This is a genomic window from Candidatus Hydrogenedentota bacterium, assembly GCA_012730045.1.
Lineage (GTDB): Bacteria > Hydrogenedentota > Hydrogenedentia > Hydrogenedentales > CAITNO01 > JAAYBR01.
In genome coordinates this window covers 1-22,861 of record JAAYBR010000002.1, presented here as the reverse complement: position 1 = coordinate 22,861, position 22,861 = coordinate 1, and the positions used below count along the sequence as shown (strand labels likewise).

Genomic DNA, 22,861 nt, shown 5'->3' with positions numbered 1-22,861 from the left:
CGGCGGCATGTCTCTGCCTGGTCCACCATCCGGCGCGGCGCGCACCCGCCCCCTAAAGGACCCTGCGCAGCCTGGCCAGAAGGAGCCTGGCCTGGTCTTCTGGGAGTTCTCCGGCCAACTCACGGAGGGTGGAGGCTTCCACAAGGGTGTGCAGCAGCATGGACCGGACAAAGGCAATGTCCTTGTCCCGGCCGGCAATCAGCTTGGATACGGCCAAATCCGGGGGGGAAACGCACCATCCCACCACACCGGAAGTGCCCGGCCCCTCCACGCGCACGAGACGCTCCTTCCAGCCTGAAGGCAGGACGGCGGTCCCGGGCCCCACTCCGTGGGCATAGTATCCAAAGGTGTTGTGGAAAGGGGAGATTTCGCCGATGCTTCCATCAATCAGGTCCGCCAACTCCGGCGCCTCCAGCGGATAGACATCGGCTTCCATGGAAACCAGCAGCTCTTCGGGAGCGTTGGGAAAGGCCGCAAGGATAGCCTGGCTGCCCAGCACAACGATGTCCCGGCAGGAGGTGATGCTTCCAGCCGCCCGGATGAGGTGCTCAAGTTCTTGTCTGTTCATCTTCGAACCGCCGATAGATTTCCCAGCGTTCCCTCGGGGAGAGGATGCCGCAGAACGGACTGCTTTGCCGAAGGCGCGCCCCGGTTTCACTCTCGTCGAGAAGCGCCTGCCGCGCCGTTTCCCAGCCCCCTTCCAGGATCCGCCGCCACTCCTCCACGGCGGCGGACGGACTCCGGCGCAGCCACCGGGCGCAGTTGTCCCGGGCAAGGTCGAGTCCGCCGCGCCGGGGGTCGGCGTCTATCCGCACCGCCACGGCCCGGGCCAGCTCCAGACTCCGCCTGTCTATTTCCTGATGCGTTTTCATGGCGCTTGGGTGATCCGGTCAAATTATGCCCCAGCCTCTCCGAACAAGTCCATCCCGGTCCAATGACAGCGCGGCCCGGAGCCGGGAGGCTCCGGGCCGCGAAAAGCGCCTCAAAGAGGGATCACTTCACCATATCCGGAATGGCGTAGCTGAGGACGGCGGACATGACGATGAGCAGGACGGCGAGGCCGGCGAGGACCTGCATGCCCTTGCGGATGTTGCCGCCGGCGGAGAAGCCGCCCATGATCCGCGGGGTGACGATGCCGCCCAGCAGGCCGATGCCGAAGATCAGGCCGAAGACCTCGGAGCTGGCGCCGGTCTTGCCGAAGGTCACGCCGACGATGGTCGGGAAGATCGGGCCGATGGCGAAGCCGGTGACCAGCATGGCCACGATGGCAGGGCCGGCGGTCTTGGCGGTGGCCATCATCATGATGGAGACTGCGGCGACCAGGGCGAGCACCTGGACGTAGTGCGGGACGAATCCGGGGCGAACCGCCACTGCGGTGAACAGACGGGCGAACATGAGGCAGGCCCAGAAGCCCGCGAGCAGATTGTTGGCCTTGGTGCCGTCCACCTTGTGGTTGGTCAGATAGGTGGTGAGGAATCCGCCGAGGGTGGATTCCAGGCTGATGTAGCAGAAAAGCGCGGCGCTGGCGGCCAGCACGGCGGGGTGTATCAGAAAGCCGGCGGCCCGGCCGAAATTGAACCCGCCCTCAATGGCCGGAAAATCCGTGCCCATGACCGTCCAGAGGACCGGAATGCCCAGCATGGCCGCGATGATGCCCAGCGTGGCCTTGTAGCCGACCTTGCCCATCAGGTTGCCGATGATGAGGGGGGTCAGCAGCGAGCCCAGCCCGAAGAACACGTTCATCAGGTTGCTGGCCTTGGCCGGATTGTCGGGGAACAGGACCATGGGCCCGAGGGTGTTGCCGACGGTGTTCACGCACATGGCGGCGAATCCGAGGGCCAGGAAGGCGAGCATCGCGGTGCCGTAGGACGGCGCCATGGCCAGCAGGACCACGCAGACCGCGCCCGCGCCGAAGCCCAGGAGGCCGACGACCTTGAACCCGAGGGCCGGGGTGACCGCGCCGATGACGATGGAGAACACGAGGCAGCTGAACATCATGGCGGAGATGAGCTGGCTGGCCTTCGCGTCGTCAATGCCGAGCTTCTCCTGGAGCTTCAGCTTGACGCTGCCGAAGATGGCGAAGATGGCCCCCAGGGCGAACACCCCGGAAAAGGCGGTTAATGCGGCGATGGACATAGTCTCCTTCCTTTCTCTGCCCGGCCGGTCTCCCCCGTGTCCGGGCTGTTGACAGTTTTAAGTCACCACAAACATGACAGCGCGAGAACCTCCCCCCGGCGGCGCTGCCACGGGCGCACACCCCGGAGGACCCGCCATAGACTTGCGGGCTGTTGGCATTTTGCGCATCCGGCCGGGCAAAACGCAACTTTTGCCGCCGGTGCCTGCCCGCCGGGCAAGACACTGCGGGAATCGAAGCGGTGGCGGGCGCGAGATCGCCACAGCCGCTGCGCTCCTTCGCGATGACGTGCGTCTTTGCGGTCGTTGCGAGGCGGCCGCCCCGGGCCGCCTCGGCAACCTCTTGTCGGAAGGCCCCAGATTCTCCACCGCTTCCGGGTAAACCGGCCCCTTTCCCAGCGCCCAGGCTTTCAGCGCGAAATCCCAAGGTGTTCCTTCCCTCGAACACGTCCACGGCCGTCTCTTATCTGGCGATGCGGGGCCGTCAGAACTCCCTGAGGATGCCGTCCGCGCCCTGGCCCTTCTTCAGGCGCACCATGGCGACGAAGACGACCGCCGCCAGCGCGGGGATCACGGAGGCCGCCAGCACCACGGGGGTGAAGGACCAGCGCTCGGAGACCATGCCGATGAGCCAGGTGGTGATCAGGGTGCCCACGCCCGCGCTCGCCCCGGCCAGCCCCATGACCGTGCCGACGGCCCGCGACTCGAACACGTCCGTGGGCAGGGTGAGGAACATGGTGCCGCAGCAGTTGTAGGCGAAGGTGGCGTAGGCGAAGATGAGCAGCAGCATCGCGTAGGAGTCCGTGGTCAGCGCCAGCGCGACCACGGCCATGCTGGGGCCCGCAGTCATGAGGATGACGCGCCGCGCGGCGCCGGGCTGCCAGCCCCGGTACACCAGCCATGAGGAGATTCCCCCGGCGACGAAGTTGCCGAGGCCCGCGCTCAGCATGGGCGCCCACAGCCCCAGCGCGCTCTGCTGGAGGGAAAAGCCCTTCTCCTTGAGAAACAGGGAAAACCAGTAGGCGACGAAGAACCAGAAGGGGTCGAGCAGAAAGCGTCCGATCATGAGCCCCCAGGTCTGCCTGTACCGCAGCAGCGTCCCCCAGCCCACTTTCGGGGCCTCCGCGCCGTCCAGCCCGGCGTCGGGGCCGGGCTGGGGCAGCAGCGCCCGCTCCTCCGGCGACAGGCGCGGGTGCGTGGCGGGGGAGTCGTAGATGGCCCACCACGCGATGAGCCAGAGCACGCCGATAAAGGCCGCCATGAGAAAGGCGCTCTGCCACATGCCCGTGTACTTGTACACGGCCACGGCGATGAAGGGGGCCGCCGCCGCGCCGAGGGCGCAGCCGCAGTTGAAGATGGCCACCGCAATGCCCCGCTCCTTCGCGGGGAACCACTCGGAGATGGCCTTGGACCCGCCGGGGTTGTTCGCGGCCTCGCCCGCGCCCAGGAGGAAGCGCACCAGGCTGAAACTGCGCGCCCCCACGGCCAGGGCCGTGCACGCGCTCACGATGGTGTAGAAAACCACGCTGAACCCGACGCCGGCCCGCGTGCCGAACACGTCCAGCAGCCGCCCCGCCACCATCTGCATCACCGTGTAGGAGACCTGGAACGCGTTCACCACGAGGGCGTAGTCCTCGTTCGTCCAGTTGAACTGCTCCTTCAGGTAGGGCGACAGGGCGGAGAGCGTCTGCCGGTCAATGTAGTTGTTGAAGGACATGGCGAACAGCACGAGGGCTATCCACCAGCGCAGGTGGCGTATGGGCCTGCGGGTCCCTGAACGGCGTCCAGTGTCTGGGTCCATGAGGCGGACTCTCCTTGGCCGGTTTGGGCCGGCCGCGCCCGGGGGGCGTGGCCGAACCGTCCGCTAAAAGTACAGGTTGGCACGCCGCAATGCAAGCCCCGCGGTTGACTCCCCCGCGGGCCGCCGTGTATCGTAGGCGGGGCGGACCCGTTTCCCGGGGTCCGGTCACCTCAACCCAAGCAGGATGGCGCGCCATGACCGACACACTGCCCCCCCTCGAAAAGAAAGGCTTCACCGCGGGACTCACGGGGTACCACTATCTGGTGCTCGGGGTGGCCTGCCTCGGCTGGTCTTTCGACACCATGGACCAGTGGCTGTTCGTGTTCTCCAAGCAGCACGCGCTGGCCTCGCTGCTGGGGGCGGCGGCGACCAGGGAGGACGTCGCCTACTACACGAACATCTGCACCGCCGCCATGATGATCGGCTGGGCGGTGGGCGGTCTGTTCTTCGGCATGGTGGGCGACCGGCTTGGGCGCACCAAGACCATGGCCATCACCATCCTGATGTACGCGGGGTTCACCGGCCTCAGCGGCCTGTCGCAGAACTGGGAGCAGTTCGCGCTCTTCCGCTTCCTGACCGGCCTGGGCATCGGCGGCGAGTTCGCGGCGGGCGCGTCGCTGGTGGCGGAGACCTTCCCGGCGCACTCCCGCGCGACGGCCCTGAGCATTGTGCAGGCCACCTCGGCCCTCGGCAACGTTTCCGCTGCCATGGTGAACCTGGGGTTTGCCCACCTGTACTCCATGCCGGGGTCGGCCCTCAACACCGGCAACGGCTGGCGGTACCTCTTCACCGTGGGGGCGGTGCCCGCCCTTCTTGTGTTCATCATCTTCCTCTTCATCCATGAGCCGGAGCAGTGGGTGCAGTCCCGCGCCCGGGTCAAGGAGAAGAAGCAGGGGACCGGAAACATTCTGGCCCTCTTCACCGAGCCCGCCATCCGCAGGAACACGCTGGTGGGCGTGGCCCTGGCCGCCATCGGCGTCATCGGATTCTGGGGCATCAGCGTGTGGACGCCCGAGCTGCTGCGGTCCGTGCTGAACCCCGACGGGCTGGACGCGCTGAAGCCCACCGTGGAGAAGCAGATCAGCTACGCGGGGATGGCGCAGAATCTGGGCGGCTTCTTCGGCGCCCTCGGTTTCGCCCTGCTGGCCAACCGGCTCGGCCGCCGCGGGGCCTTCGCCGTCGCCTTCGCCCTTTGCCTTGCCGTGATCCCCGCGACCTTCTTCTTCACCACGTCCTTTGCGACCGGCCTGGTCTTCTTCTTCCTGATGGGGTACGCGCTGCTCTTCCTGCTCGGCGGGTTCGCGGTCTACTTCCCCGAGCTGTTCCCCACGCGCCTGCGCTCGACGGGCACCGGGTTCTGCTACAACGTCGCCCGGTTCATCACCGCCGGCGCGCTGTTCTTCTCCGGCTGGATGGTCAAGTCCTACGGCCTGCCCATGATGGTGCTGGGCGTGTCGGTGGTCTTCGTGCTGGGGTTCCTGGTCATCCCCTTCGGCCCCGAAACGAAGGGAAAGCCGCTGCCTGAATGATTCCCCCGCGCGCCGGGCTGCGGCGCGCGCCGGTCCAGTCTGCCCGCCCGCCGGAACTCCGGCGGGCGGTTTCTCATTCCTTCGGGGCGGCGGGAGCCCCGCCCGGGGCGAGCCCCTTTTCGGCGAGATGCGCGTCCAGCGCCGCGGCGATGCCCGCGCGGCTCTCCGGGGTTTCCAGGAAGGGGATGACCGCGACCGCGCGGTACAGTTCCATCATGTCGAGCAGGTGCTGGTAGACCGCGCCCGCCGCCGCCAGATCCGAGACCAGCGCGGCGGTCTGGGCGTCCACGAGGTCGGTGATCTTCAGCACGCCGCGGCCGTAGCCGTCGGACACGAGCTCCAGCCCCTTGCGGGCGGCCTCGGCGGCCTCGCGGGCCTGGCCGATATTAATGCGGGAGGCCCCGGCCATCTGGGCCGCCGTGCGGATGCGCTGCTCCAGTTTCTGGGCCACGGCGGTTCGCTTGAGCTTGAGCTGCTCCACCGTCTCGCGGGCCTGGATGCGCTCGGCCTTCCGCTTGCCGCCCGCGTAGAGCGGCAGGGAGGCGTTCACGCCGACGGTCCACGAGTATTCCGGCATGCCCGGCACCACCATCGTCTGGAGACCGCCCTGGGTGCCTTCGCCCCACGCGCCGAATTTGTGCCTGGTCTCCCACTGGAGCCCCACCGTCGGCAGGTAGTATTTGCGGAGGGTGGCCGTGTAGAGCCGGCCCTGCGCCTTCACCGCCTCGTCCAACTGGCGCAGTTCGGGCGCCTCCTCCAGCCCCAGGCGCACCAGAAAGGCGCGCACCTCCCCCGCGCGCGCCGTGTCGGCGAGCAGGGGGGCGAAATCCGCGTCGCAGGACAGCAGGAGCGCGTCGTCCACGTTCACCTCCTCCACGCCAAACAGCGACTCCTGCTCGCGGTTGAGCACGCGGTTAAACTGGATTTCCGCCGCGCGCCGCATGCTCCCCGCCTTCACCACCTCGGTGCGGTTTTGCGCCGCCTCGGCGTCCCAGCGGTACCCCTCCGCCGGCCCGGCGATGCCGGCGTCCCGGCGCAGCGTGGCGAGCCGCCGGTTTTCGAGGGTGCGCCGCAGGTTGCCCTTCTGGATGCCCTCATAGGTCTTCGCGCGCAGGACGTTCAGGTAGGCGTCCGCCGCCAGCCTCGCCACGTCCAGCTCCAGTCCGGCCTGCTCCTGCTCCAGCGCCGCCTGCAGGCGCTTCTGGATTTCCACGTTCGCGTGGGCCATCTCGTCGTAGATCAGCTGGACCACCCTGATGGAGCCGGTCAGCGTGCGCTCCGGCTGCATCGCAGAGGACAATTTCTCGTCCATGGCCGCGTAGGTGCCGTTCGCCGACACCTGCGGAAGCAGGTTCGCCCGCGCCGCGGGGATGTTCTGCGCCCCCGCGCGCACCTGGCGCTCCTTCTCGTCCAGGTCCAGATTCGCCTCCAGCGCCGCGCGCACGGCCTGCTCCAGCGAGAACCGCGCGTCCACCTGTGCCGGCTCGTCGTTGATCGTTTCCGCCTGCACCAGGGTTTCCCAGGGCAGGGTCAGCCCCAGTGTCCGCGCCGTCTCCAGATTGACCAGGAAATTCTCCGCCGCCGTCATGGCCGCGGGGAGCGACTCGGGGGCCTCGCCCGAAAGGATGCGGTTGGTGTGGTTGGCCAGGCGGCGGCCGATGCGGCGGGTCTCGTTCTCCGTCTGGAGCGTCGCCAGCACCCCCGCCCGCACGTCCGCCGGGCCGTTCAGCGAAAAGGACGGCAGACGGCGCTCGTTCACGCCGCGCGCCAGCGCCCCCACCTCTTCCGGCGTGTGCCCCGGGAGCGGGGCGAAATAGACCGCCTCGGCGTCCGCCGGAATCGCCGCCACCGCCGCCGCCGCGTCCGTTCCCACGGGCACCACGCTCACCTTAAGGTCCATGCTTTCCAGCAGGCGGGACAGGTCGGCCCCCAAGTCCGGGGCCGCCTCCGCCAGCCGCGCGTCCACCAGCACCGCCACGCGCGTGAAGGGGGCCAGCTCGCGGAGACGCGCCAGGTCGCGCGGCACCACGCCCTCAAAGGAGGCGCAGGCCAGGTTCTTCACGCCGCTGCCGCCGTCCTTCGAAAGCGTGAGCCCCGCCGCGGCGGGCTCCGTCAGCATGCCCGCGATCACCGGCTTCGGCGGCGCGCCCGCGCGCAGCGCGCGGAACGACCCCAGCGTCCCCGTCGTGATCACCAGGTCCACCCCGGGGTCCGCGAGCATCTCATGCAACGCGGCGTCCACGCCCGCCACCGTCTGGTCCGCCGCCTTGCGCACAAAGCGGATGTCAAAGGACTTGCCCGCCACCTCCATGATCTCCGCGGCGTGGCGGTCCACCGGGTCCCCCTCCGCGGGCGGGCCGTCCAGCACAAACCCCACGGTCTTCGGCGGACGCGGCGTCAGGAAGCCCCTGTACGACTCCGCGATCTCCTCCGCGGTCCGTTCCCGGCCCCGCTCCAGCACCACGCCGGCCAGTGGCGCGGCGTCCTCCACCGCGACAGGGGAGGGCGTCGCGGCGGACAGCTCCGCCCCGAGCACGGGGTCGGCGCCGACAAGCGCCACTCCCGCCAGAATCCAGCAGCAAAAAACAGACATGACTTGATCTCCAGAATGAGGCCCTTATCATACGTGGCCGGACGGAAAAAGTCAAACAAACGTTTGCATTAGCGGGTGATTCTCGGGGCATTGAGACGGGGAATCGGCCGCCGTTGAATGCACCCCACCGCATCCACCCTGCCCGTCAGGGGGGCAATGCTCAAAGGGGTGTTGACACGTTGTCATGTGGGGAGCATAATTCACAGGCGTTGGAGGACCGTTTCGTTGTGTTGTCAGAATCGAGGAAGGGAGAGGAAATGGACAGGCAGAGAAGGAGGCCAGCTTGGGGGACCGGGCGGAGTTGGGCCGCTTTCGGGCTCCTTTTTGCCGCGGTAATCTGCGTGCTGATCCTGCGTCCCGGCACGTCCGCCCCCACGCAGATCGAGTCGGCAACAGTGTTGGACGCGCTGCAAGAGATGGACTCCCGAAAGCCCCCCAGTTCCCAGGCAAATCCAGAAACGGATGTAGCCGTGGTTGTCCCGGATCCGGCGTTGCATCGCCCGAACGCCGCCCCCTTTGAAACTGCGGAATATCCGGAGAACACCTGGGTCATGCCGGAAGAAGGCGCTGTCTCTCAGCCGCCCGAAGACAACTCCGCAGAAACGCCGGACACCTTGATTCGGGCCCTTCAGAAGGAGCCCCTCCCCCCTTCCTACGACAAGCTTATCGGCTCCTCGTTTCCAACGCCGGAGTTTAGTTTCCTGCGCATACTGAAGGACAACCAAAGCTATCAGGCACTGCTTGAGTACGGTTGCCAGTGTTCTGCTGCCGAGAGAAAGGAATTGTGCGAACGCGTCCTTCGGGAGTTGGAGGAGTGGCATGATCACTTCGTTTCCCAGGGGGTACCGCCGGCTGAAACGGTGTTTCCGGGATTCGCACTGTCACTGCCGCTTCTGGTCGGAGAGTGGGATGACACCGGGCGGGCATTAAGCCGCTTCATTCCAATGATAGACGAGGACAGACAGCGCATCGCGTTTCTTCTTCCAGAAGAGAGTGTCTCTGGCACACATATCGTCCCTTCCTACATGCACCAGTTCATGGTGCAGGCCATGGATGAGTTCCTGTGGGGAGTTCTCCAGGAGCGGGGGGATGAGGCCTTTCCCTTCAGCAACTCACAGTGGCATGCCCTGTCCCGCTATGCGGACCTGAAGGGCCACGTGGGCGCGTTGGAGGGAGACTTGGAGGAGTATGTTGAGGCTTTGGGCATTGTCCCCGGGGAGGCACCTCCTGCCTTCTCGGAGATGGAGGGGTTCAGGCTGATCCTTAACGATGTGGCACAGTGGGTTCCAACGGAGGAGTTTCCTGAGTTCTCCCATGAGGAATCGGTATTGGCCATCTTTAGGGAGTTCGTGTCCGAGGGGCGTCCTATTGGCCAAGACGAGAACACTGGCGCTGAGTGACGAATGCCTGAACTCTTTTCATGAGATAGTCGAAACCTCCCTGCCCTTCCCGGCACGCGGATGATCGCGCGCGGGCGGGCGGCGGGTTTCGCCCCGAAATGACGGTCTTTGGAGCTTGCCAATTTACCCGGAAACCGGTATACTCTTGACAATGAACCGGTTGAAGCGAATACGCACACGGATGACCTGCACCTGCGTGCGGGCTTTCTTCCGCGCGGCGGGCGGGACGGGGGCCGTCCTGGCCGTGGCGGGGGTCGTGTTTTCCTGCACGGCGTGGGCGGAACCGCCCGCGAAACCGGCGACGCCGCGCACGCAGGTGGCCGAGCGCCCCAAGCCGCGCACGCTGCACCAGTTCACGGACAAGAACGGCGTGATGACCTTCACGAACCGCCCGGACAAGTACAAGCAGCGGCCGGGCTACAAGGAGGTCAAGATCACCTACGAGCGGATCCCCCTGCCGAAGACCTACAAGCCCGCCCAGCCGCCGATGGTGCCCAAGGTGGTGACGGACGAGACGCTGCTGGACATTGTGAAGCGGTACTCGCAGTATTACGCGCTGCCGGAGCCGCTGGTGTACGCGGTGATCCACGCGGAGAGCAGTTTCAAGCCGAACGCCGTGTCGCCCGCGGGCGCGCGGGGGCTCATGCAGCTCATGCCGGGGACGGCGCTGGAAATGGGCGTCACGGACATCTTCGACCCCGAGCAGAACATCGCCGGGGGCACGCAGTACCTGCGCAAGATGATGGACCTCTTTGGAGACAACAAGTCGCTGGCCCTCGCCGGCTACAACGCGGGCCCGGAGAACGTGAAGAAATACGGCGGCATCCCGCCGTTCGAAGAGACCCAGTCCTACGTCAAGATCGTGCTGGGCCTGGAGTCCTCCTACGCGGGCGGCGCGCCCGTGTCCTCCCTGCGCGTGGCCTCGGCCAAACCCCTCCACCGCATCCAGGCGGCTCCGTCCAAGGGCGCGTACACGGTGGTCTTCCACAGCGGCCTCACCCAGCCCGCGGACAAGGTGGAGGACAAGGAGCCGTACTGGTACATCGAGTACGCCAACCGCGTCTATCCCGTCCGCAAGGACCTGGTGAAGACCGTCGAAAAGGGCTGAGCAGGATTGGGTTCCGGTTGCACAAGTCTGACAAGTCGGACAGGTCCGACCGGTCCGACGGTTCCATGTGCCGCTGACAGGAGACCCGCCATGACCAAACACCTGCTTCTCTTCTGCGTGGGTTGTCTGTGCCTTTCGGGGCTTGCACTGGCCGAAGACACCGCGCTTCCGGACCCGGAGAAACCGGGCCCGTACCCCGTCGGGGTCACCACCATGACCTTTGTGGACGCCTCCCGCCAGGACCCCGCGACAAGCGGGCCGCGCACGCTGCCCACGGAGATATGGTATCCCGCGACGGAGGACACGCGCGGGCTGCCGCCGAACAAGCTCAGCGATTTCCTGCTGCGCAACCAGTCGCCCGAGCTGGCGCTGCTGCTCTATGCGGGGTTTGGCGTGGACCTCGCAGAGGCGGACCGCACCTTCCAGAACTTCGCCGTGCGCGACGCGCGCATCCGGGACGGCCTGTTTCCCCTGATCCTGTTCTCGCATGGAAACGGCGGGCTGCGCATGCAGAACGCGTTCTGGTGCGAGCATCTGGCGAGCCACGGCCACATCGTCATAGCGCCGGACCACACGGGGAACTGCGCGGTGACTTTCGTGGCCGGGGTGCCCGTGCCCATGCAGCAGGGGGCCGAGGCCCGCGACCGGTCCGCGGCGGACCGTCCGAAGGACCTCTCCTTCCTGATAGACCAGATGACCGGGATGGCCAAAGGGAACGACAGCCGCTTCCACGGGCGGGTGGACCTCGACCGCATCGCGGCGGCGGGCCACTCCTTCGGCGGGTTCACCAGTTTCTGGGTGTCCGACGCCGAGCCGCGGGTGAAGGCGATCCTCCCCATGGCGGGCGCCGCGCCGGAATGGAAACGGACCGACATCCCCCTGATGCTGTTTATTGCCTCGGAGGACGACACGCTGGGGCTGGACCGCATGGGCCACCTCCGGAACGCGTGGGCGAAAGCGGCCGGGCCGCGCTACCGGGTGGAGTTCCGAAACGGCGGGCATTTCTCCTTCACGGAGATGCACCAGCTCAAGCCCGACTTCGGCGACGGCGTGGGCGCCGGAAAGCGCATCACCAACGGCGAACCACTGACGTATGCGGCCCGCGAGGCCGTGTTTCCCCTTGTCAACGGGTACAGCACGGCCTTCCTCGGAAAGCACGTGAAGGGGCAGGAGGGCTACACCGCCTACCTCGCGGAGAACCACAACCCCGCCGAGCTGGACTACGAGCCCGTTCCCTGACGGCCCGTAGGGTATCCCCTACAGGACGAACTGCGGCCAGGGGGCGCGGTTTTCGCGGCCCGCGAGGGCCTGCGCCTCCGGGTCGTTGGTGATCTGTTCGGTCGCCGGGTCAAAGTCGAGTTTTCCGTTCCGGCGGGCGGCGATGTTCGCCAAGTGGCACATGGCGGCCGTCTTGTGGCCCTCGGTGACGGGGGCTATCGGTTTCGCCGTGCCCTGGATGGCGTCGGCGAAGTTGACCGCATGCGGCAGTTCCATCTCGCTGCGCCCGTGCTTCTCGGGCGCCCCCTCCTTCGGGAAGAAGGTCCAGCCGTCGCGGCCGACCACGAGGGAGCCCTTGTCGCCGTCAAATTCCGCGCCGCTACCCTTGCCGTTGATGCCAAAGGTGGTCCAGAGGCGCTGCTCCCAGATCACGGTGGTCTCGGGGAACTGGTAGATGGCCGTCTGGGTGTCCGGCGTCTCCTTGGCGTCCTTCACGACGAGCTGGCCGCCGATGCCCAGCACGGCGGAGGGCAGGTCCAGGTCGAGATACCAGCGGACGATGTCAATCCAGTGGGCGCCCCAGTTGCCCATCTCGCCGGTGCCGAAGTTCCAGGTGAAGTGCCAGTTGTAGTGCGTGAGCTCGGGGTTGTAAGCGCGGAAGGGCGCGGGGCCCACCCACAGGTCGTAGTCAAAGCCCGCCGGCGGGTCCGCGTCCGGGACGCGCGGGATGGTTTCGCGCTCGTGGGTGATCCACGCGCGGGCGAAGCCGACTTTTCCCAGGCCGCCGCCCCGGATGAAGTCGCGCGCCTCCTGGAAATGCGCGCCGCTGCGCTGCTGCGTGCCCACCTGCACCGCCAGCTTCGGGTTGCGCGCCGCCGCCGCCACCATGGCGCGGCCGTCCAGAATGTTGAACGACATCGGCTTTTCCACATAGACGTGCTTGCCCGCGTCCAGCGCCATCACCGTCGCCAGCCCGTGCCAGTGGTCCGGCAGGGCCACCACCACCGCGTCAATCCCGGGGTCGTCCAGCACCTTGCGGAAATCCTGCGTGAACGCGGGCACCTTCTCCAGCTTCCTGCCGATCTTGCCCACCGCCACGTCATACATGGCCCGGTCGCAGTCGCACAACGCGGCCACCTCGAAGCGGCCGCAGGCGTTCATGGAGTCCGCCACCTGGTTGCCCCGGTTGCGCAGGCCGATCACGCCGACCCGGACGCGCTCATTCGCCCCAAGGGCGCTCCTGCCGATGGTGAACGCCGCGGCGGCCGCAGCCCCGGTTTTCAAGAACACGCGCCGGTTCATGGGCTTCATGGAGCATCTCCCTGCGTTGGTTGCCTTGTCCGCCCATTATAGAAAACGCCGCGCGCGTCGGCAACCCCCCGGATCGCCGGATAGGCGGCCCATGCGTCCGCTCCAGGGCGCAGCAAGCGGCGCCCCTACGGGCGGGGATTCCCGCGCTGTTGTGTGGGCCTGGGTCCACGCATGTAGGGGCGCCGCTTGCCGCGCCCTCTTCCCGGGTGCGCCGCTTGCCGCGCCCTCTTCCCGGGTGCGCCGCTTGACGCATGATGGCTCGGGGGGTATGATGCCCCCAGCGGGAAGGGGGCCGACCCGCGCATGACAGACGCTTGGAGGGCGGACAATGGGCGGTCAGGGTGTCCGATGGTTGTGGAAGGAACTCCCCGGGCTCGTGGCGGCCGGGGTGATGGACGAGGAGACGGCCGACCGCCTGCGGCGGCATTACGGGCCGCCCGGGCAGGCGGTTGGCCGCAGTCTGCTCATGGGGGTTCTTGCGGGGCTGGGCGCGGCGTGCGTGGGGCTGGGGGTCATCCTGATCTTCGCGCACAACTGGGATTCGCTGCCGCGCTCGGCCAAGACGGGCCTCGCCTTCGCCCCCCTGCTCTTTGGACAGGCCCTGGCGGCGTGGGTGATCGTGAGACGGGGCGATTCCTGGGCCTGGCGCGAGGGGGCGGCGGCGTGGTGGGTGCTGAGCGTCGGTGCGTGCATCGCCCTGGTCAGCCAGACCTGGCACATCCAGGGGGAGCTGGACGATTTCCTCCTGACCTGGCTGGTGCTGGGAATCCCGGCGGCGCACCTGCTCAACTCCTCCACGGCCATTGTGCTGGCGCTGGCGGGCATCCTAAGCTGGACCGCCTATCAGGGCGCCAACGGCGCCTCCTCTCTTGCCCCCCTCTACTGGACCCTGATGGCCGCCGTGCTGCCGCACCTGTGGTGGGCCGCGCGCCGGGGCGTTGCGGCCCGCGTCGCCGTGGTGACGCCCGCACTGGCGGCCACCATGATCCCCGGCCTGCTGATCATTCTGGGGAAAACCGGGGTGCCGATGGCCGCTTTCGGCGTGGTGTCCGCCGTCACGTCGCTGTGGGTGTTCCTGCGTGTGAGCGCGGAGAGGGAAACACGCACCGGGAGCCTGCTGGTGGCGGTGCTCGCCGTCACGGCGCTCACGATGACCTTTCGCGACATGCACCGCACCCGCTGGTTCAACGCCGACCAGCTGGATGACGCCATGGTCACCGTCGGCGTGTGCATCGCGCTGGCGGCGCTCTCGGCCCTGACCGTCCGGAGGAACCTGTCCCTCTTCGGAAAGGCCGACATCCCCGTGCTTCTGATGGTCCCCGTGACGGCGCTCTCCTGGCCCTTCGCGGCCTATGATCTGGGCGAGATTCCCTCACTGGCCATGAACCTGCTGGTGGCCGCGGCGGGGCTGTCCTGGATCCTGCTCGGGTTCCGCGACGGTCTCTTTCTCCGCATGAACTCCGGACTGGCGCTGCTGGCGGCGCTGATGGCCTGCCGCTTCTTCGACTCGGACATCGGGCTCCTTGCCAAGGGGGTGGCCTTCGTGGGGGCCGGGGCCGCGTTTCTGGTGGTCAACCTGCTGGCGGGCCGCCGGACGGCCGAAAGGACACGGGAGGACGCGTCATGAAAACCCTGAAACTGGTGCTGCTGGGCGCGCTGGCCCTCGCCCAGCTTGCGGTCCCGGCACGCATGTTTCTCGACCAGCACGCCGTGCTGACACGGGGCGAGCGGCTCAAGATCCGGTGCGCGCCCCTGGACCCGGTGAATCCCTTCATGGGGCGCTATGTGCAGTTGAATTTGTCCGCGGAGGTCGCCGCGCCCGGGACGCGCCCGGCGCGGACGGGGGAAATGCATGACGCCTGGGTCACGTACACGTTGGACGAGGAGGGGTTCGTGAACCCCACCGCCCTCCACTGGGTCCGCCCCAAGGACACGCCCTCCCTGAAAGTGCGCACGTGGGGCCGTGTTGACGAGGGCAAGACAACCTTCTCCTATCCCTTTGACAGGTACTACATGAACGAGAAGAGGGCCCCGGAGGTGGACCGTTTGCTGATGAGGGGCCGGTTCAGCGCCCTGACCGTTCCCGCCCATGTGACCGTGCGTGTTCTTGGCGATACCGCCGTGCTGGAGGAACTCTTTCTCGACGACAAGCCGGTGCTGGAGTACCTCCGCGAACACGCCGGCAAAGCCGAACAGGCCCCTTCTGGGGGCTGAACCGCGCACGCCTCCACCGGCGGGGACGGATATGTCCCCGCCGTTTTCTTTTCCATGCCCCCCCTTGCAGCGTAACACCCGGCCCGGTGGCGGGTACTGTTGGGTGAGGACGGTCAAAGGGTGATCGTCACGGGAGACTGGCAAGGGTTTCAGCCGGTCTGAAACAAAAGGAGAAAGAAAATGGAAGCGTTGTGGGAGCAGATCGTCGCGTTCTTCGAGAGCATTTGGGCGTCCATCGTCGGCTTCTTCGGCGGCCTTTTCGGCGGCAACGAGGAGTGACACATTCCCCCGTGGCGGCGGCCTGACCGCCGCGCGCGGCATGGTTTTTCATGGCGCCATCGCTTAATCGCCTACCCCCCCTCCCCCTCTCAACCCGAGCGATGGCGCCAGTTTATTTAAATCCGCAGATGACGCAGATTCCCGCAGAGGGGGCCTTGCCAAAACGCTGTGCGAAGACATCAGGGCCATGGCCTGTGTGTCTACGACCCAGCATTATCCTATCCAGCACCCCTGACCGTCATTCCCGCGAAAGCGGGAACCCATCTTGTGGAAACGGGTTGCGCCGCGCGTTGAAGGCATGGACCCCCGCTTTTCGCGGGGGTGACGGAAGGGGGGCGTCCGTGAGTATCTGGTTGCCGCCTTCCCGTCAACGGTTTTCGGAAGACCCCAGAGGGAAAAGGAGCTTTCAGGGAATGTTGAGGCACTCCCCGAGGCCGACGGAAAACTCATCCTCGACCAGCGCGGGGTCCTGTGGGTTGGGCACCGTGAAGTACAGGTTCTCCAGGCCGGGATCGGCGTATTCGGTGAGGACGGCCTCCCGGGTGGGCGCGGTCGGATACCACGCGCCGGGTTCCCACACGCGGACCGTGCAGGACTGGCCGCCGGGCCGGACCGTCTCATCAGGGGAGGACACGATTTCCGCCGACGTGTCCAGCGCGAACAGGCGCGGCACCATTTTCTTGAAGCCCGGGTTGCCTTCGGGGTTGTACCCGAAAAGGACGGGGCCGCGCAGGACGGCGGCGCGGCCCTCCTGGGTGCGGCGTCCGCGCACGAGGCGGAACGGCATGTCGAACTCCGCGCTGACCGTGTCTCCGGGAGTCCACTGGCGGGTGAGGGTGAAGAATCCCCTCTCAAAGGCCTCGCCGCCGGGGGCCTGTCCGTTCAGGAGCCAGCGCGCGTTGGCGCACCAGGCGGGCTTGCGCAGACGGAGGGTGAAGGTGACGGGCTTTTCCGGCGCCACGCGCAGGGTTACCGTGTTTCCTGAGGGGTAGCCGGTTTCCTGGGTGACCGTGACGGCCACGCCGTCCTCCGTGTCAAAGCGGATCTCGGACGGGGTGTACAGGCTGACGGCCAGCCCGTCATGGGACCGATAGGCGATCATGGCGGGCAGTTCGGAGATGATCCGGCGGTAGTTGCAGGGGCAGCAGTAGGTGTCCCCGTCGAAATAGGCGCGCTTTGTCTCGAAGGGGGTGTAATAGCGGATGCGCCGCCCGTCGGGCGACTGCGCGGCGAAGAGGGCATTGTAAAGGGCGCGCTCAATAAGGTCGCCGTAGCCCGCCGCGCCGGAACGGCGGAGCAGCTGGTCCCAGAAGCGGACGAGATAGGCGGTGGTGCAGGTCTCGGCGAGGTTGGTTCCCCCGGCCTGCGTGTCGTGCCAGCATTCGTGGTCGCCGCAGGAGCCGGAGACCACCAGGCCGTCCTCGCGCAGGAGGAAGTGCATGACATTCTCGGAGGGCCCGGTAAGCGTGGGCAGATGGTCCGTGAGGTCGAGGCGGAGCTGGGCGAGGCACTTGTCCACATGCGCGTAGGCATGGCCCTCGACCACGCCGTGGCGGCCCAGCACGATGGGCCGGTTCCAGTCGGTCAGGGGCCGGTAGTCCCGCGCGAAATCGCGCCACGCCGGATCGCCCGTCTGGTCGGCCAGGGCCAGCAGCGCCTCCTCCAGCCCCGTGTCCGGCATGTTCGGCCCCAGTTCCCCGCCGCCCAGCACGGGCCGCGGGTCGCGCATCAGCCCCTCGCGCAGGTACCCGGCGAGGCGCACGGCGGCGTCCAGCGAGGGCTTCTCGCGGAAATAGGCGTAGTCCGTGCAGAGGCCGAGGAGCAGGTAGGCCATCTCATGCACGTCCCAAAGTTTTCCGATCCGGGCCTCCGGGGCCATCATGCCGATATAGCCGTCGGGCTCCTGCGCCGCCAGCACAGCGGCCACGGTCTTCCGGTGGAGGGCCGTCAGGTCCGCGTTCCCTGTGTGCGCGGCGAGCCGCGCCATGGCGTCCAGCGTCTTGCCCAGCCCCACATAGCCGCCGGGGGCGGCCTTCTTCTGGAACGGCTTGAGAAAATCCTTCTCCATGTCGAGCTGGAGCAGGTTGTTCTCCACCGTGACGGCGATGCGCCGCCCAATCTCGCCCCCGACCTTCACTGTCCGCACGTCCAGGGCCGAGAACTCCTGCGCCGCCGCCCCCGCCGCCAGCATCAGCACCAGCCCCGCCGTCCGCCATCCGCACGCACCGGTCTTCATGGCACACGCCTCCTGTCTGCCCCAGAACAAGTTGAGCGAAAAACGGCCCTTTCGTCAACACCCCGCCACGGCGTCGCCGAGGGGACGCGGGCTTCCAACCCGTGGTTTTCGGGCCGCATCCATGACCCAAATCACGGGCTGGAAGCCCGTGTCACCTCGGGGCGTTCCACATGCTTACTTGCCGGCGGCGAGATGCTTCTCGATCCGCTCCCGCACCGCCGCGTCCTGCGTCACGCCCTTCGCCTTCTCCAGCGCCGCCAGGCTGGCCGCGTCCGAAAGCCCCTTGTCCTTCTCGCCCTTCATGCAGGCGATGTCGGCCACCGCCGCCGCCGCGTCCTGCGCAACCTCCGCGTCGTCCAGCAGCATCGCCGCCGCGGACGCCGCGTTCGCGAGCCGCTTCGCCGACAGCGCCTTCAGTGCCTGCCGCTTTTCGTCCGCCGACCGCAGCCCGCCGTTCGCCAGCAGCGCGGCCATGGCGTCCACGAGAGGGGTCTGCTCCTCGGCGCGGGAGAACTGGCGGCACACCGCCTCCAGCACGGCCGGGTGGATTTCTCCGGCGGCGGCGTTGCCCGCCAGTCCGGCGAGTTCGGTCAGCGCCGACGGGTCGCGGTGGTCGCCCAGCAGCGCGGTGGCCTGGTTGCGCGCCTCCTGCGGATACGAGGCCATGGCATAGTCCGCGAGGTCGCGCGCCGCGCCCCGGGGTTTCAGATCAAGCATGAGCGCCATCAGGCGTCCCGCGAGCGCGGCGTCTGTCACCGCCTTGATATCCGTGCGCGCCATGGCGTGGTAGGCGTCCGCGACCCGCGGGAGGGACCGTTTCGCGGTGTCCGAAAGCGCCTTGCGTGCGGCGAGGGCCACAGTGTCCGAAGCGGCCCCCCGGAGTTCCGCGTACAGGCGCTCCAGGTGTTTCTCCTCCGCCATCGTGCCCAGAGCGGCCAGCGCGGCAAGGCGCACCGCCTCGTCCGTGTCCGCGAGCTGTTTCACCACCGTGTCCGCATGCTCCGGCATGGCCCGCGCCTGGAGCATCTCCAGCAGGACGGTCTTTGCGGGCGCGGACGCGCGGCCCAGGGCTTTGACGGCCCCATCGGAGAGCTCCGGCTCGGGAAGGCGCATGAGCGCGTCGCGCGCGGCCTTGCGTTCTTTGGCGTCGGAGGTCTTGAGCAGTGTCGAGAAGAGCGCCTTCCTGGCGTTCTTTGCCGTTGCGCCGTTCATGGTGGCCAGGGCCGCGCCGCGCACGGCGGCGTCCTTGTCGCCGGCCGCCGCCGCGACGGCCTTGCGCGCGGCTGCGTCGTCCCACCGCGCCAGCGCGGCCATGGTCTGGGCCTTTGCCTCCGGCGGCAACCCCTTGGCCTTCTTCACGAGAAGCGCGCAGGTCTTGGCGTCGCCCAGGCCCGCGGCGGCCTTCAGCGCCGCGCCGCGGACCTTCGCGTCCGGATCATCCAGCGCGGCGGCGAGTTCCGGCGCGGCCTTGGGTCCGCGCACGGCAACCCCTCCGCGCAGGGCGGCGATGCGCGCGTGCGTCTCGGGCTGTTTTCCCAGCGCGGCGAAGAGGGTATCCGCCTCCGCCGTCTTGCCGCCCGCCGCCAGACGCTCGCCAAGCTTCTCTGCGGTGGCCAGTAGCGCGTCGCGCTCGCCGGGGGAGACGGCGGGGCGGGCCAGGGCGTCCACGAGAGGCTGAACCCCCTCGGCCGCCCCGAGGTCCGCGAGGGACTGGAGCGCCGTGAGGCGCAGGGAGGTGTCCTCACTCGCGGCCAGGGCCGCGCAGGCGGGCACCGAGGGGGCGTGCCCCATGACACCCAGGGACTTGACCAGACGGGCCTTGCCCGCAGTGTCCGCCTTTTCGAGGGCGGCCAGCAGCGCGGCGCCGGCGGTCTCGCCGCCGATGGACTCCAGGGCGGCGATGGCGGGGTCCACCGTGGCGGGGTCTGCCAGCAGGGCGGTGAGCGCGGGGACCTCGTCCGGTCCGCCGATCCACTGCAGCTGGACGGCCAGGAAGGCCTTCACCGACGCGTCGGCGGCGGCGCCCAGGGCGGTGGCGATTCCTGCGGCGACGGCGGGGCGGCCCGCCGCATTTGCCGGGGTTCCGACCCATTTCACGAGGCCCGTGAGGGCGTAACGCGGCGCGATGTCGGCGTCCGCGGAGCCCTCCGGCTGGATGCGCCCGCAGAGTTCCGCGACCAGCGGCGCGCCGCCCGCCATGAGGGGCGCGCAGGCCGCGTCGAGCGCCGCGGCGTTCTGCGCGGGGAAGGGCGCGAGCAGGGCGTCGAGGTCCGCCGCGAAGAGAGGCGCGCACAGGAAAAGGGCGGCGCACAGGGCCGCGCGGAGCGTCGGGGATTTCATGGGCGGGGTTCCTTGTCTTTTCGCCGGGGCGGTTTCATTGCCGGGTTTCGCGGGCATGCTCACACCCTCCACGGGCCGCGCATGGGCTGGAAGACCATGCGGTTGGCTTCGGGGTCGTCCACGAACTCCTGCTTCACGGGGTCGTAGCGCAGGTTGCGCCCCAGGCGCGCGGCCGTTGTGCCAAGGTTGATGAGGGTGCAGGAGCGGTGGCCGTTGGCCTCGTTGAGGGCGAAGGTGCGGCGCGTGCGCACGCAGTCGTAGAAGTCGCCCTCCTGCGGGGCGTTGTCCGGCAGGCCGCGCAGCGTCTTCTCCTGGCCCTTGATCTCGAGGCGCAGGTTCTTGAAAAGTTTCCCGTTCGGCCCCTCAATGTAGGGCATGCCCTGCGAGAAGCCCTCGCCGTCGAGGACGATCTCGCAGCCGTCGGCGTAGCGCAGGACGATCTTCCGCCAAGAGCTGACGGCGTCCGGGTGCTGCTGCGGCGCGTCCACCTCCACCTCGACCGGGCTGGTGTCGTCCTTGCCCAGCAGGTACTGCACCGGGTCGAGGTAGTGCTGGCCCATGTCGCCCAGCCCGCCGCCGTCGTAGTCCCAGTAGCCCCGGAAGGTCTGGTGCGTGCGGTGGGGGTGGTAGGGCTTGTACGGCGCGGGGCCGAGCCACATGTCGTAGTCCAGCTCTTCGGGGACCGGCTGGGGCGTCAGGTCGGTGCGGCCGCTCCAGTAGAACTTGAAGTCAAAGCCCGTGCCCGCACCCACGACGACCCGCAGGGGCCAGCCCAGCTCGCCGCTGTCCACGATCTGCTTGATCGGGGCGACGGTGGACCCGTAGCCGTAGTAGTTGTCGCGGAAGCGGAACCAGGTGTTGAGGCGGAAGATGCGCCCGTTGCGCTGGACGGCCTCCACCACGCGCCGGCCCTCGCCGATGGTGCGGGTCATGGGCTTCTCGCACCAGACGTCCTTGCCCGCCTCGGCGGCCATGATGCTGATCAGTCCGTGCCAGTGCGGCGGCGTGGCGATGTGCACCACGTCCACCTCCGGCATGGCGAGCACCTCGCGGAAGTCCGTACAGCCCTTCACGCCCTTCTCCAGGGAGTCGAGCGCCGACTGGAGATGCTTGCGGTCCACGTCGCACACGGCGACCGTGCGCGCCCCGGCGTAGCCCAGGTGGCCGGTGCCCATGCCGCCCACGCCCACAACGGCGCGGGTGATCTCGTCGCTGGGCGCGGTGAACCCGGCGCCGCCCAGCACATGCCGGGGCACGATCGAGAAGGCGGACAGGGTGGCCGCCCGTTTCAGAAAGCCGCGCCGCGACAGGGCGCCCGGAGTCTCCTGGTGCATAATCGTCTCCCTCGGGCGGCGAAACCGGGGCCGCCCGTGTTGTGTCCGAAAGCCCTATTGTGCCGTTTTGCCCCTCCCGGGGCAAATCGGCCGGAGGGGGGGGCGGGAAACCGGGCCGCGCCGCCGGTGGTCTGAGTGAATAGGGGACGGGCGGCGCTCGTCCTGTTGTGCGGAGTGTCCGGTTGGGGCCGGCGGCGGGTTTTTGGTAGAATACCCGCCCGCCGTGGTCTGCGGCGGGCACACAAGAACTGAAAACCGGCTGTCCCGCACCGGGCCGGCCCCGAACAAGGAGTAAGCCATGAAGACCTTTTGCTGGACCCTGACGCTGGCCGTGATGACGCTGATGCTTGCGGTTTTCGCCGCCCCGGGCTACGCCCAGGACCAGGAGGAGCTGAAGTTCGAGCTGCCCGAGCCCTTCTTCGGCGGCACGCCGATTGACTACTGGAGCGAGAACCTTGAGAAGGAGGACTTCAAGGACCGCCCGGCGTTCATGGCCCCCAAGGGCACCGTCCTCGTCTCCAAGGGCAAGACGGTCACCAGCAGCGAGAAGAACCCGGCCCTCGGCGAGCTGAAGATGGTCACCGACGGCGACAAGAACTACGCCAAGAACAGCCTCGTTGAGCTGGGGCCGGGCACGCAGTGGGTGCAGGTGGACCTCGAGGCGGCCCACGAGATCTACGCCGTCCTCTTCTGGCACTTCCACGAGGGAAAACGCGTGTACTTCGACATCATTGTCCAGGCCTCCGACGACCCCGAGTTCAAGACCGGCGTCACCACCCTGTACAACAACGACATTGACAACTCCTCCGGCCTCGGCGTGGGCGAGGACAAGGAGTACATCGAGAACAACAAGGGCCGCCTGCTGGACACCAAGGGCGCCAAGGCCCGCTACGTCCGCTTCTACAGCAACGGCAGCACCGCCGACGAGAACAACCACTACGTCGAGATCGAGGTGTGGGGCCGTCCCGTGAAGTGACCCCCGCGCTCCGTCTGGTTTTTCCCGCCGTCCCGGACCTCCGGGGCGGCGGGTTTTTCTTTCCCGGCATTCCCGCCCTGGACCTGATCGCCGGATAGGCCGCGCCCCTGGGATCGCCAAGCTCCAGCTTGGCTTTCGGGGAAACACGGATCGAACAGGCCCGCGCGGAAGAACCCAAGAGGCCAAGCTGGAGCTTGGCGATCCCAGGGGGCGCGCGGTTTGGGCGATGGAGGGGGCCGAAGCCGTGGCGAGACGGGAGGGCCGCGCGGCGTCTCCTTTTGGAGTGCGGCGGCAACGACGCCGCTTTGGTTCCCGGGAAAGAGCTGCCGGGAGGGGTGCGGCATGGATCCTCCCCGGGCAAAGCGGTGTCGCCGCTTCGCTCTGCCACC

Annotated in this window: 16 protein-coding genes; 7 read left to right on the top strand and 9 right to left on the bottom strand. The window is 67.9% G+C overall.

The features are described from left to right. Positions 1 to 52: 52 nt before the first annotated feature. The 4 genes from GXY15_00355 to GXY15_00340 all read right to left on the bottom strand — a co-directional run bounded on the left by GXY15_00355 (position 53) and on the right by GXY15_00340 (position 3,934). On the bottom strand, positions 53 to 568 hold the full coding sequence (locus GXY15_00355) for a hypothetical protein (GenBank protein ID NLV39668.1): 516 nt from the start codon (positions 566 to 568) through the stop codon (positions 53 to 55). Continuing rightward, entirely contained in the window at positions 549 to 872 is a 324-nt protein-coding gene (locus GXY15_00350) for a hypothetical protein (GenBank protein ID NLV39667.1), read from the bottom strand. The genes GXY15_00355 and GXY15_00350 overlap by 20 nt, the downstream gene beginning before the upstream one ends. Before the next feature lie 121 nt (positions 873 to 993). Beyond that, positions 994 to 2,136 carry an MFS transporter gene (locus GXY15_00345; protein NLV39666.1) on the bottom strand — a complete coding sequence of 381 codons (1,143 nt, stop codon included), beginning with the start codon at positions 2,134 to 2,136 and terminating at the stop codon, positions 994 to 996. A gap of 481 nt (positions 2,137 to 2,617) precedes the next feature. Continuing rightward, positions 2,618 to 3,934 (bottom strand): MFS transporter, encoded by a 1,317-nt coding sequence (locus GXY15_00340; protein NLV39665.1) that lies wholly within the window; start codon positions 3,932 to 3,934, stop codon positions 2,618 to 2,620. A 194-nt stretch (positions 3,935 to 4,128) separates the two neighbouring features. Between GXY15_00340 and GXY15_00335 the strand changes: the two genes are divergently transcribed. Then, positions 4,129 to 5,463, top strand: a complete 1,335-nt coding sequence (locus tag GXY15_00335; GenBank protein ID NLV39664.1) for an MFS transporter — start codon at positions 4,129 to 4,131, stop codon at positions 5,461 to 5,463. Between the two features lie 73 nt (positions 5,464 to 5,536). On the opposite strand, the gene GXY15_00330 is transcribed toward GXY15_00335, so the two are convergent. Continuing rightward, a complete protein-coding gene (locus tag GXY15_00330) occupies positions 5,537 to 8,056 on the bottom strand; it encodes a TolC family protein (GenBank protein NLV39663.1) in 2,520 nt (839 codons plus the stop codon). A 257-nt stretch (positions 8,057 to 8,313) separates the two neighbouring features. Here GXY15_00330 and GXY15_00325 point away from each other — a divergent pair, with 257 nt between their 5' ends. From GXY15_00325 to GXY15_00315, 3 genes are all read left to right on the top strand, one after another. Then, positions 8,314 to 9,456, top strand: coding sequence for a hypothetical protein (locus tag GXY15_00325; GenBank protein NLV39662.1), 1,143 nt, complete (start codon positions 8,314 to 8,316; stop codon positions 9,454 to 9,456). A 487-nt stretch (positions 9,457 to 9,943) separates the two neighbouring features. Next, entirely contained in the window at positions 9,944 to 10,564 is a 621-nt protein-coding gene (locus GXY15_00320) for a lytic transglycosylase domain-containing protein (GenBank protein ID NLV39661.1), read from the top strand. A 90-nt stretch (positions 10,565 to 10,654) separates the two neighbouring features. Next, complete coding sequence (locus tag GXY15_00315; protein ID NLV39660.1) at positions 10,655 to 11,803, top strand: hypothetical protein; 1,149 nt, start codon at positions 10,655 to 10,657, stop codon at positions 11,801 to 11,803. Between the two features lie 18 nt (positions 11,804 to 11,821). Here GXY15_00315 and GXY15_00310 read toward each other — a convergent pair whose 3' ends face one another. Continuing rightward, complete coding sequence (locus GXY15_00310; protein NLV39659.1) at positions 11,822 to 13,093, bottom strand: Gfo/Idh/MocA family oxidoreductase; 1,272 nt, start codon at positions 13,091 to 13,093, stop codon at positions 11,822 to 11,824. Positions 13,094 to 13,421: 328 nt separating this feature from the next. Between GXY15_00310 and GXY15_00305 the strand changes: the two genes are divergently transcribed. After that, the gene (locus tag GXY15_00305) at positions 13,422 to 14,720 is read left to right on the top strand and encodes a DUF2157 domain-containing protein (GenBank protein NLV39658.1); all 1,299 of its coding nucleotides are present in this window, start codon (positions 13,422 to 13,424) and stop codon (positions 14,718 to 14,720) included. Next, positions 14,717 to 15,307 (top strand): GDYXXLXY domain-containing protein, encoded by a 591-nt coding sequence (locus GXY15_00300; protein NLV39657.1) that lies wholly within the window; start codon positions 14,717 to 14,719, stop codon positions 15,305 to 15,307. The genes GXY15_00305 and GXY15_00300 overlap by 4 nt, the downstream gene beginning before the upstream one ends. A gap of 685 nt (positions 15,308 to 15,992) precedes the next feature. Here GXY15_00300 and GXY15_00295 read toward each other — a convergent pair. The 3 genes from GXY15_00295 to GXY15_00285 form a co-directional block, all read right to left on the bottom strand. Beyond that, positions 15,993 to 17,822, bottom strand: a complete 1,830-nt coding sequence (locus GXY15_00295) for a hypothetical protein (GenBank protein ID NLV39656.1) — start codon at positions 17,820 to 17,822, stop codon at positions 15,993 to 15,995. 174 nt (positions 17,823 to 17,996) lie between these two features. Then, entirely contained in the window at positions 17,997 to 20,162 is a 2,166-nt protein-coding gene (locus tag GXY15_00290; protein ID NLV39655.1) for a hypothetical protein, read from the bottom strand. Between the two features lie 59 nt (positions 20,163 to 20,221). Then, complete coding sequence (locus tag GXY15_00285; GenBank protein ID NLV39654.1) at positions 20,222 to 21,496, bottom strand: Gfo/Idh/MocA family oxidoreductase; 1,275 nt, start codon at positions 21,494 to 21,496, stop codon at positions 20,222 to 20,224. A gap of 298 nt (positions 21,497 to 21,794) precedes the next feature. On the opposite strand from GXY15_00285, the gene GXY15_00280 reads away from it, so the two are divergent. Further along, positions 21,795 to 22,472 carry a discoidin domain-containing protein gene (locus GXY15_00280; GenBank protein ID NLV39653.1) on the top strand — a complete coding sequence of 226 codons (678 nt, stop codon included), beginning with the start codon at positions 21,795 to 21,797 and terminating at the stop codon, positions 22,470 to 22,472. Positions 22,473 to 22,861: the final 389 nt, after the last annotated feature.

What these genes read in the sequence shown, in the direction of transcription:
- GXY15_00290 (NLV39655.1), bottom strand. Translation starts at nt 20,162, where the DNA reads ATGAAATCCCCGACGCTCCGCGCGGCCCTGTGCGCCGCCCTTTTCCTG.
- GXY15_00340 (NLV39665.1), bottom strand. Translation starts at nt 3,934, where the DNA reads ATGGACCCAGACACTGGACGCCGTTCAGGGACCCGCAGGCCCATACGC.
- GXY15_00335 (NLV39664.1), top strand. Translation starts at nt 4,129, where the DNA reads ATGACCGACACACTGCCCCCCCTCGAAAAGAAAGGCTTCACCGCGGGA.
- GXY15_00285 (NLV39654.1), bottom strand. Translation starts at nt 21,496, where the DNA reads ATGCACCAGGAGACTCCGGGCGCCCTGTCGCGGCGCGGCTTTCTGAAA.
- GXY15_00305 (NLV39658.1), top strand. Translation starts at nt 13,422, where the DNA reads ATGGGCGGTCAGGGTGTCCGATGGTTGTGGAAGGAACTCCCCGGGCTC.
- GXY15_00300 (NLV39657.1), top strand. Translation starts at nt 14,717, where the DNA reads ATGAAAACCCTGAAACTGGTGCTGCTGGGCGCGCTGGCCCTCGCCCAG.
- GXY15_00315 (NLV39660.1), top strand. Translation starts at nt 10,655, where the DNA reads ATGACCAAACACCTGCTTCTCTTCTGCGTGGGTTGTCTGTGCCTTTCG.
- GXY15_00320 (NLV39661.1), top strand. Translation starts at nt 9,944, where the DNA reads ATGGTGCCCAAGGTGGTGACGGACGAGACGCTGCTGGACATTGTGAAG.
- GXY15_00345 (NLV39666.1), bottom strand. Translation starts at nt 2,136, where the DNA reads ATGTCCATCGCCGCATTAACCGCCTTTTCCGGGGTGTTCGCCCTGGGG.
- GXY15_00295 (NLV39656.1), bottom strand. Translation starts at nt 17,822, where the DNA reads ATGAAGACCGGTGCGTGCGGATGGCGGACGGCGGGGCTGGTGCTGATG.
- GXY15_00330 (NLV39663.1), bottom strand. Translation starts at nt 8,056, where the DNA reads ATGTCTGTTTTTTGCTGCTGGATTCTGGCGGGAGTGGCGCTTGTCGGC.
- GXY15_00280 (NLV39653.1), top strand. Translation starts at nt 21,795, where the DNA reads ATGAAGACCTTTTGCTGGACCCTGACGCTGGCCGTGATGACGCTGATG.
- GXY15_00350 (NLV39667.1), bottom strand. Translation starts at nt 872, where the DNA reads ATGAAAACGCATCAGGAAATAGACAGGCGGAGTCTGGAGCTGGCCCGG.
- GXY15_00325 (NLV39662.1), top strand. Translation starts at nt 8,314, where the DNA reads ATGGACAGGCAGAGAAGGAGGCCAGCTTGGGGGACCGGGCGGAGTTGG.
- GXY15_00310 (NLV39659.1), bottom strand. Translation starts at nt 13,093, where the DNA reads ATGAAGCCCATGAACCGGCGCGTGTTCTTGAAAACCGGGGCTGCGGCC.
- GXY15_00355 (NLV39668.1), bottom strand. Translation starts at nt 568, where the DNA reads ATGAACAGACAAGAACTTGAGCACCTCATCCGGGCGGCTGGAAGCATC.